Annotated in this window: 10 protein-coding genes and 1 pseudogene; 2 read left to right on the plus strand and 9 right to left on the minus strand. The window is 67.1% G+C overall.

Translation table 11 applies throughout. The annotated features are described in order from the left end of the window. Positions 1-50 precede the first annotated feature (50 nt). On the minus strand, positions 51-917 hold the full coding sequence (locus GLA29479_RS11360) for a class I SAM-dependent methyltransferase (protein ID WP_057971641.1): 867 nt from the start codon (positions 915-917) through the stop codon (positions 51-53). 10 nt (positions 918-927) lie between these two features. Then, positions 928-2349, minus strand: coding sequence for an FAD-binding oxidoreductase (locus GLA29479_RS11365; RefSeq protein WP_057971642.1), 1422 nt, complete (start codon positions 2347-2349; stop codon positions 928-930). A 119-nt stretch (positions 2350-2468) separates the two neighbouring features. Here GLA29479_RS11365 and GLA29479_RS11370 point away from each other — a divergent pair, with 119 nt between their 5' ends. Both GLA29479_RS11370 and GLA29479_RS11375 read left to right on the plus strand, forming a co-directional pair. Further along, positions 2469-3269 carry a helix-turn-helix domain-containing protein gene (locus GLA29479_RS11370; protein ID WP_057971643.1) on the plus strand — a complete coding sequence of 267 codons (801 nt, stop codon included), beginning with the start codon at positions 2469-2471 and terminating at the stop codon, positions 3267-3269. Positions 3270-3360: 91 nt separating this feature from the next. Further along, the gene (locus tag GLA29479_RS11375) at positions 3361-3705 is read left to right on the plus strand and encodes a hypothetical protein (protein ID WP_057920229.1); all 345 of its coding nucleotides are present in this window, start codon (positions 3361-3363) and stop codon (positions 3703-3705) included. Between the two features lie 66 nt (positions 3706-3771). On the opposite strand, the gene fghA is transcribed toward GLA29479_RS11375, so the two are convergent. From fghA to GLA29479_RS11400, 7 genes and pseudogenes are all read right to left on the minus strand, one after another. Further along, positions 3772-4602: an S-formylglutathione hydrolase gene (fghA, locus tag GLA29479_RS11380; RefSeq protein ID WP_057973167.1), complete on the minus strand. Its 831-nt coding sequence runs from the start codon at positions 4600-4602 to the stop codon at positions 3772-3774. Between the two features lie 136 nt (positions 4603-4738). Beyond that, positions 4739-5047, minus strand: a complete 309-nt coding sequence (locus GLA29479_RS11385) for a hypothetical protein (protein WP_057971644.1) — start codon at positions 5045-5047, stop codon at positions 4739-4741. Positions 5048-5055: 8 nt separating this feature from the next. Further along, complete coding sequence (locus GLA29479_RS11390) at positions 5056-6165, minus strand: S-(hydroxymethyl)glutathione dehydrogenase/class III alcohol dehydrogenase (RefSeq protein WP_057971645.1); 1110 nt, start codon at positions 6163-6165, stop codon at positions 5056-5058. Positions 6166-6251: 86 nt separating this feature from the next. Next, positions 6252-6527, minus strand: coding sequence for a formaldehyde-responsive transcriptional repressor FrmR (frmR, locus tag GLA29479_RS11395; protein WP_057919318.1), 276 nt, complete (start codon positions 6525-6527; stop codon positions 6252-6254). A 292-nt stretch (positions 6528-6819) separates the two neighbouring features. Beyond that, positions 6820-6978 carry a hypothetical protein gene (locus GLA29479_RS25250; RefSeq protein WP_211265054.1) on the minus strand — a complete coding sequence of 53 codons (159 nt, stop codon included), beginning with the start codon at positions 6976-6978 and terminating at the stop codon, positions 6820-6822. Positions 6979-7071: 93 nt separating this feature from the next. Continuing rightward, the gene (locus GLA29479_RS25585; RefSeq protein WP_211265055.1) at positions 7072-7404 is read right to left on the minus strand and encodes a hypothetical protein; all 333 of its coding nucleotides are present in this window, start codon (positions 7402-7404) and stop codon (positions 7072-7074) included. Positions 7405-7936: 532 nt separating this feature from the next. Then, positions 7937-9280, minus strand: a pseudogene (locus GLA29479_RS11400) (phosphoenolpyruvate carboxylase); the annotation flags it as partial. Positions 9281-9291: the final 11 nt, after the last annotated feature.

A 9291-nucleotide genomic window follows, 5' to 3' on the forward strand; every position in this document is an offset into this window, starting at 1 on the left:
TCTGTCGGAATCAGCGCGGCGGCGATGCTGCCGCGCACTCTTAGTCGGAATCAGCGCGCCGGCGCTGCCGCCGCGCAATGGGCCAGGAACAGCCATTCGCCGGGACTCGGATCGGGATCGTCCGGGTCGCCCGGCTCGGCCAGCTCGCGCAAGATCCAGCTGCACTCGGCCAGCCATGCGTCCAGCGCATCGCGCTCGCAGCCCCAACGGAACGGTTCGCCGCGCCGCTGCAGCCAGCCGCGCACCCACGGCCGTTCGCGGCGGAAGCGCGGCCGCCCGCGCCGCAGTTCCATCGCCGTGGCGACCAGGACCGTGCGCGGCAGGCGCTGCGCCAATGCGCGCAGCAACTGTTGCGCACGTCCCGGCTGCAGGTACATCAGCACGCCTTCGGCCACGCACAGGGTCGGCCGGCCGGGGTCGAAGGCGGGATCGGCGAGGAGCGTGCCCAGCGCATCGTCGCGTTCCAGATCCGCTCCCAACAGCCGCAAGCGCGATGTGTCCGCCCGCAACTGCCGCAGCGCCTCGCGTTTGATCGCCACGCTATCGGCGCGGTCGAGTTCGAACACCCGCAACGCCGGATACCGCTGCGCCAGGCTCCAGCCCAGGCCGTCGTAGCCGCTACCGATCAGCACCGCCTGCGTCGCACCGTCGGCGCAAGCGCGCTCGGCCCAATGCACGATGCGCCGCTTACGCCAAGCGTAATGCCCACGCAATCCCGGCAGGGCCAGCACTTCCAGCGCGCTCAGGCAGGCGCGGCCCAGGGCGCGATCGACCAGCCACAACAGCCAGCGCCCGCCGGCACCGCAGCGCTCCAGGCAGGCGCGCGCGAGCTGGGCCTGCTGCGTCAGTTCGACTCGTCCGTAACCGCGCTGCACCGTTGCGGCGGCGACCAGCATCGCGGTGGACACGCTGCTCATGGCACGCCGCTCATGCGCCGACTCGCGCGAACAGGGCTTCGTGGTGGCGGAACCAATCGCTGTCCCAGCGCCGGTCCGGATCCAGCTCGCGCTTGCGCCGCAGGAACTCGCGGAACTGCGGGTAAGCCGCCTCGACCTGATCGCGCGTGGCATGGCGGTGATAGGTCAGGTAATAGCTGCCGCCGCGGGCCAGGGCCTCGTCGATCAAGGCGCGGAACGCGGCCGCGGCGGCGGCGCGTCCGGCCGGATCGTGGCGCACGTGCAGATTGAACACGATGCAGGCCCAGTCCTCGCGCGCCCAGGCCAGCATGCTGCTGCGTTCAGCGCACACCAGCCGCACGGTGCCGTAGATCGGTTGCGCGTGATGGCGGCGCAGAGCGTCGGCGGCAGCGACCATGAACTCGGCCAGGCGCGCGCGCGGCACGTACAGCTCGGTAATCATCTCCGAGCCGCAATGGCCCAGCGCCGCGTCCACGCCGGCGTGGTAGCCGTCGAGGTAGACGCCGGCCTGCTGACTGTCGGAGCCATAGCGCTGGCCGTCGGTGGCCAGGTAGAAGGCCGCGTATTCGGCGAAGGCGCGGCTCGGGTCGACGTGCGCCAGGCGCAGCAAATGGGCGAAGTCTTCGCCGCCGAGATGGCGCGGCGCAGGATCGGGCGCGGCATCGGCAAGCGGTCGATAGCAGGAGGCGATGCCGAGGTCGAGGAAGTCGTCGCTGGCCGGATCGATCGCGAACTGGAAATCGCCGTAAGTGCAGCCGTCGGCGACTGCCGCCTGCAGATGCGGCATCAACTCGCCCACCCGCAGCAGCGCGACCTCGCGCCGCAGCACCGTGCGCGGCACCAACCGCAGGGTCAGCCGCGCGACCAGACCGAACAGGCCATAGCCGCCGGCGGCGAGAGCGAACCATTCGGCGTTGCGCTCGCGGTCGGCGATGCGCGCGTCGCCGCGATGATCGATCAGCACGATCGATTCGACGTCCTCGACGAAGGGAGCGAAGGCCAGGCCGCGGCCGTGGATGTTGGACGCGAACGCGCCGCCCAGGCTGAAGCCGTCGGCGCCGGTCTGCTTCTGGCGGATGCTCCAGCCGCGGACATTGCCCGGATGCCGCGCCAGCCATGCAAGCAGCGCCGGCCACTGCACACCGGCCTCGACCGTGATCAGACCGCGCTCGGGATCGAAATCGACGATGCGGTCCAGGCCCGAAGTGTCGAGTAACCAGCCGCCGGACAGGAATTGCTGGCCGCCCATGGCATGGCGCGCGCCCACGGCGATGGTCGAGCGGCCCAGACGTGCGCAGTCGCGCACCGCCGCGCAAGCCTGGTCCAGGCTGCGCGGCTGCAGCAGGCCGGCGACCGCAGTGCGGTTGAGGCCGGAATGGACGTCGTTGAGATGCAGGGTCGACGCGGGGGGCGGTGCGATGGCGGCGGACATGACGGATACCGTTGACGAGTCCGGTCCACCTTGGCCGGCCGGTATCGAAAGACGCAACTCCATCAGATCAGGTATCGGATTATGATCCCCAGCATCCCGACTGCCCGCACCTTTCCGCCATGGCCGAACGCGAACGCCTGCTCGCCGCGCTCAAGACCGTGCTCAAGGAGCGCGGCTGGCGCTACGCCGATCTCGCCCGCGCGCTGGGCCTGTCGGAGCCCACCGTCAAACGCCTGCTGTCGAACGGACGCATCGACCTGGAGCGGCTGGAGCGCATCTGCGCCGTGCTGGACCTGGACTTCTTCGAGCTCGCGCGCCGCGCGCGCGGCGCGCGCGACGAGACCCGCCATCTGAGCCCGAAACAGGAAGCGGAACTGGCGCGCTCGCCGCGGCTGATGACCGTGTTCCATCTGCTCTGCCAGGGCTGGCGCACCGATGCGATCCGCGCCGGCTTCGGCCTGAGCGCGCCGGAACTCACTCGCCTGCTGGCGCGTCTGGACCGATTGGCGCTCGCGGAACTGCTGCCCGGCGACAAGGTGCGCCTGCGGGTGCCGCGCGACTTCTCCTGGCGCGACGACGGCCCCGTGCGCGCGCGCTACCTGGGCGCGGCCAGCCGCGAGTTCCTGGTCGACGGTTTCCAGTCGTCCGATGCCCTGCTGGCCTTGGACATCCGCGAACTGGGCGCGGCCTCGCTGGCGGTGCTGCGGCGCAAGCTCGAACGCCTGCAGGCGGAGTTCAAGGAAGCCGCAGAACTCGACCTCAGCCTGCCGTCGTCGAAGCGGCGCAGTGTCGGCCTGCTGCTGGCCACGCGGCCCTGGGTGTACTCGCTAATCGAGACCCTGCGCAACGAATACGCAGACGAACGCGATGCACCCACGCACGGCCGCGGCGGACGACGGTCCCGCGTCACGGCGCGCTGAACGAGCGTGATCGGCTTACCGAACCGCGCATTCACAAACCAACAATGTTCGCCGGCCTAGGCTAGCGGCACCCCCCGCACGAGACACCATGATGGCCACCCGTTACTACATCACGCTGCCGGATGCCGAACGCGCTCGCGGCAGCGACGTCTCGCTGTCGTTCACCGCCGTCAGCGCGGAGGGCTTCGCCGAGCAACTGCAGGCGGCACTGCGCAGCGACGGTCTGTTCGAACGCTGGCGCGCCAAGCAGCCGGAGCCGGACGAGGTCGATCCCAGCCTCGGCGCCACCGATGCGAATGCGAGCGTGCACGGCGAACAGCGCGACCTGCGCCAGGACCTGGTGGTCGTCACCTCGTTGCCGGGCACCGTCATCAAGCATCGCCTGCGCCTGCTCGCCGGTAGCGGCTGGGAATTGCGCGACGTGACTGCGGCCTGATCGCGGAGACCCACGAAACCCAGGTGCCGTCGCGGGTCGCAACGGCACCGCAACGGCAGGGCCGGCTCAGCCGTGCAAGGCGCGCGCGTGGTGCGCGATGTGTTCGCCGATATAGCTGGCGATGAAGTAATAGCTGTGGTCGTAACCGGGGCGGATGCGCAGCTCGATCGGGTGCTTGGCCACCTCGCAGGCGACGCGCAGCAACTCCGGCTTGAGCTGCGGCAGCAGGAATTCGTCTTCGCCGCCCTGGTCGATCAGCAGCGGCAGTTTCTCGCGCGCGCCGCCGACCAGGGCCGTCGCATCCCAGGCCTTCCAGGCCTCGCGGTCCTCGCCGAGATAGGCGGTGAACGCCTTCTCGCCCCAGGGCGAATGCGACGGCGCGGCGATCGGCGAGAACGCCGACACGCTGCGATAACGGCCCGGATTCTTCAAGGCGATCATCAAGGCGCCGTGGCCGCCCATCGAGTGGCCGCTGATCGCCCGCGCACTGGTGGTCGGGAAATGCGCATCGACCAGCGCCGGCAATTCGTCGACGACGTAGTCGTACATGCGGAAGTTCGCCGCCCATTTCGGCCGCGTCGCATTGAGATAGAACCCGGCACCCTGGCCCAGGTCGTAGCCCTCGGCATCGGGCACGCCCTCGCCGCGCGGACTGGTATCGGCCGCGACCAGGATCAGCCCGTGCTCGGCCGCGTATTGCTGCGCCCCGGCCTTGGTGATGAAGTTCTGCTCGGTGCAGGTCAGGCCCGACAGCCAGTACAGCACCGGGCAGTCTTCCCGCTCGGCCTGCGGCGGCAGATACACGCCGAAGCGCATCGGGCAACCCAAGGTGGTCGCAGTGTGGCTCCAGACTTCCTGGCGTCCGCCGAAGCAAGCGTGGGATTCGATTTTTTGCATGGCGTCCTCGGTGATCTTGTTGGCCTTCATTGGCCCCTGCGGGGCACCTTCTCAGCCTTGCGTTTCCTACGTCCGCCGCACGCCGGAGGCCGAGAGGGTTGGAATGAGGGCCGCAACCTCATCGCCGCACACAACCTCAACGCAAGCGCGATCCGTTCGGATTGATCGCGCCCGCGTCGGTGCGGTCGGGATAGTAAGGCTTCTTGTGTTCCATCTCATAGAACAGCAGTCCATGCAGGCCGTTTACTTCAGGCTTGGGCACGCGCCGTTCCCATAACCGAGCGAATACGGCATCCAGCCTGTCCGCATCGCCGCGCGCCAACACTTCATCGATGAAAGCGACGTCCTGGCCGTCGGGAAACAAGCACCGGAACCCTTCATCGTCGATCGCATACACGTCGTAGACGCAGTTATCGGCGCCGTCGATGACCTGGACGTTTTTCACCGGCGCACTCAGTAGTGGATCACGGTCCGGATCGACTTGCCTTCGTGCATCAGGTCGAAGGCTTCGTTGATTCGTTCCAGCGGCAAGGTATGGGTGATGAAGGGGTCGAGGTCGATCTCGCCTTTCATCGCCTGCTCGACCATGCCCGGCAACTGGGTGCGGCCCTTGACCCCACCGAAGGCCGAGCCGCGCCAGACCCGGCCGGTGACCAGTTGGAACGGACGCGTGCTGATCTCCTGGCCGGCGCCGGCGACACCGATGATGACCGACTCGCCCCACCCTTTGTGGCAGCACTCCAGCGCCGAACGCATGACGTTGACGTTGCCGATGCACTCGAAGCTGAAATCGACGCCGCCATCGGTCATCTCCACCAACACATCCTGGATCGGACGATCGGAATCCTTCGGGTTGACGCAGTCGGTCGCGCCCATCCGCCTGGCCAACTCGAACTTGCCCGGGTTGGTGTCGACACCGATGATGCGCCCGGCCTTGGCCTGCACCGCGCCCTGGATCACCGCCAGGCCGATGCCGCCGAGGCCGAACACCGCGACCGTGTCGCCGGGCTGGACCTTGGCGGTGTTGTGCACCGCGCCGATGCCGGTGGTGACGCCGCAGCCGAGCAGGCAGACCTTCTCCAGCGGCGCCTGCGGGTTGACCACCGCGAGCGAGACTTCGGCGACCACCGTGTATTCGCTGAAGGTGCTGCAGCCCATGTAGTGGTGGATCGGCTGGCCGTTGTAGCTGAAGCGGCTGCTGCCGTCCGGCATCAGCCCTTTGCCCTGGGTCGCGCGCACCGCCTGGCAAAGATTGGTCTTGCCCGACAGGCAGAACTTGCACTTGCGGCATTCGGCCGTGTACAGCGGGATCACATGATCGCCGGGCTTGACGCTGGTCACGCCCTCGCCCACTTCGACCACCACGCCGCCGCCTTCATGGCCGAGCACGGCCGGGAACAGGCCTTCCGGATCGTCGCCGCTGAGGGTGAAGGCGTCGGTGTGGCAGACGCCGGTGGCGGTGATGCGCACCAACACTTCGCCGGCGCGCGGCGGCTCGACGTCGATCTCTACGATCTGCAGGGGTTGTCCGGCGGCGAAGGCGACGGCGGCGCGGCTTTTCATGGCGTTCTCCAATGACGTCCCGTGTGGCGGGAGGGATGCGGTGTGCGGCGTCGCGGCGAGCGACGCGGCGGTATTCGATCGAATCTCTACTTCAGGTACGAGCGCACCAACGCGGCGACTTCGTCGATGCTGGCGCTGCGGTTCTTCTGCGACGACACGGCCTGGCCGAGTTCCTCGCGGATATGGCTTTCCAGCACTTCCGACATCAGCCCGTTGATCGCGCCGCGGATCGCCGCGATCTGCTGCAGCACCGCCGCGCACTCGCTGCCCTGCTCGAGCGCGCGTTCCAGCGCCTCGGTCTGGCCCTTGATGCGGCGCACCCGGGCGAGGACGCGTTTTTTCTCGGCGGGCGAATGCGGCATGCGGCACCTCGGCGGCCACGGCTGGCCGGTTACCATACTGGGGGATAGTATCAGGAGGCGATTGGATTTTGGTTGTCGGTTCGGTTGCGCTGCGGGGCTGCGCCGCGTCCGGGGTAGGAGCGGCGCAAACCGCGACCGCGACCTCTCAATCTCGCGCTGAGACGGGCCGAACCCCGTCAGGGTAGGAGCGGCGCGAGCCGCGACCGCGCTGCGATGGTCTTGCGGCGCAACGCTCAAGCAAGACCTAGACCTAGATCTAGATCTAGATCTAGATCTAGATCTAGATCTAGATCTAGATCCAGATCCAGATCCAGATCCAGATCCAGATCCAGATCCAGATCCAGATCCAGATCCAGATCCAGATCCAGATCCAGATCCAGATCCAGATCCAGATCCAGATCCAGATCCAGATCCAGATCCAGATCCAGATCCAGATCCAGATCCAGATCAAACGCCAAAAGCTTCCGCCACTAAAGCGGCGGGTTACTTTCTTTTGTCATAAGCAACAAAAGAAAGGTAACCAAAGAAAAATGCTTCTTTTGAATCACAGGCCCGCACGTTCGGTGCCGACGCAGGGATTTTTCATACGGGACATCCCTGTCCCGATGAAAAACGGCCCGCATCCCTGCGCGCCGCCCTCCGGGTCTTCAATGGCCTTCGCTAGTTCGAAATGACGCACAGCAACGACAACGCCAACCGCTGTTCGTTGTCGTTGTCGTTGTCGCTTTTGCTTTTGCTTTTGCTTTTGCTTTTGCTTTTGCTTTTGCTTTTGCTTTTGCTTTTGCTGCAAAGAGCTTGGCGCGGTACCGCGCTCACGAGAACACCCGTAGACCCGGAGGGCGGCGCACAGGACGTGCGCCGTTTTTCGATAGGACAAGGATGTCCTATCGAAAAATCCCGGCGCGAGCATCGCACTCGTGGCCTGTGCCCTTGCAAGGAGAGCCCTTTTCTTTGGTTACTTTTCTTTTGGGCTTAGCAAAAGAAAGTAACCCGGCCGCGTCAGCGGACGGAAGCTTTGCAGTTGCCCTTGCAGTTGCAGTTGCAGTTGCAGTTGCAGTTGCAGTTGTTGCCGCGGCTTCAGCGCCTACGGCCATAGACGTCGCAGCGGGACATAGCGCGGTCGCGGCTTGTGACCGAAGGAAATCCAGTAGGACGCCGCTCCTACCCTGCGATAGCCCAAAGCTTCGGCCGATGACGACGGCTGCGGGGTCGCTGCGCGTTCCTTGGTCGCGGCTTATGCCGCTCCTACAGGAGGCTGTCGCTGGTGACGACGCAAGATCGCAACAACGTAGTCGCGGCTCGTGACCGAAGGAAATCCCTGTGGGACGCCGCTCCTACCCTGGGTGCCGCCACACCGCGGCACTCCCGAGTCCCGAGTCCCGAACCCGAGCCCGAACCCGAACCCCGAATCAACCCGTGTTCTGCACACCCGCAGCAATGCCATTGACCGTCGCCACCAAGGCCTGCTGCAAGGCGTCGTCGGGACGACCGGCTGCGCGCCAGCGGGCGAGCAGGTCGACCTGCAACAGGCTGATCGGGTCGACATAGGGATTGCGCAGGCGGATCGACTGGCGCAGGCGGTGGTCGCCGACCAGCAGTTCGTCGCTGCCCTTGATCGCCAGCACCGCGCGCCGGGTACGCTCGAACTCCTCGGCGATGCCGGGGTGGAAACGCGCATGCAGGTCGCCTTCCGGCAGGTCCTGGGCGAGCATGGAATAGCGCTCGAAGATCGCCGGGTCGGACTTGGCCAAGACCATTTCGAGGTCGTCGATCAAGGTGCCGAAGAACATCCAGTCACGCGACATCTCGTTCAAGGCGTCGCGGCCGTGGCGCGCCAGGGCCTGTTCGAGGGCGGTACCGACGCCGTACCAGGCGGTCAGCCCGGCGCGGTTCTGCGACCAGGCGAACACCCACGGAATTGCGCGCAGCGAACCGATGTCGCCGATGCCGGCGCGCTTAGCCGGGCGCGAACCGATGCGCAGCCGTTCGATCACATCGATCGGCGTCGCCGCGCGGAAGTAAGCCGGAAATAATTCGTCCTCGTGCACCAGCGCGCGGTAATGGGCGCGCGCATCGGCGGCCAGTTCGGCGGCCATCGCGCGCCAGCCGTCGCCGCGCGGTTCCGGCGGACGCGGGCGCAAGGTCGCGCGCAGCACCGCGCCGGTGGTCTGTTCGAGGTTGCGCAGGGCCAAGGCGCGAATGCCGTACTTGCGGTGAATCACCTCGCCCTGTTCGGTCAGGCGCAGATAACCGTCGACCGAACCGCGCGGCGCGGCGATCACCGCGCGCTCGGTCTTGCCGCCACCGCGGCTGATCGAACCGCCGCGGCCGTGGAAGAAGGCGATGCGCACGCCGCTGTCGGCGGCCAAGGTGGTCAGGGCGCTCTGGGTGCGGTGCAGGGCCCAGCGCGAAGCGACCATGCCGCCGTCCTTGGCGCTGTCGGAATAACCGAGCATCACCACTTGGCGGTTGCCGCGCGCACGCAGATGCGAGCGGTACATCGGATCGGCGAACAACGCACGCAAGGTATCGGCAGCGGCGTCGAGGTCGTCGACGGTCTCGAACAGGGGCGCGACATCGAGCGGCACGCGGCCGTCGCGGTCGACGCAGCCGGCGGTCTTGGCCAGGGCCAGCACCGCCAAGGCATCGGCCGCGCTGCGGCTCATGCTGACGATGTAGGGGCCGAAGGCGCGCTCGCCGTAGCGCGGGCGCAGGCGGGCGACGGCGCGGAACACATCGAGGGTGGGCTGGGCCGGGCCGGCCG

The sequence above is a fragment of the Lysobacter antibioticus genome, assembly GCF_001442535.1.
GTDB lineage: Bacteria > Pseudomonadota > Gammaproteobacteria > Xanthomonadales > Xanthomonadaceae > Lysobacter > Lysobacter antibioticus.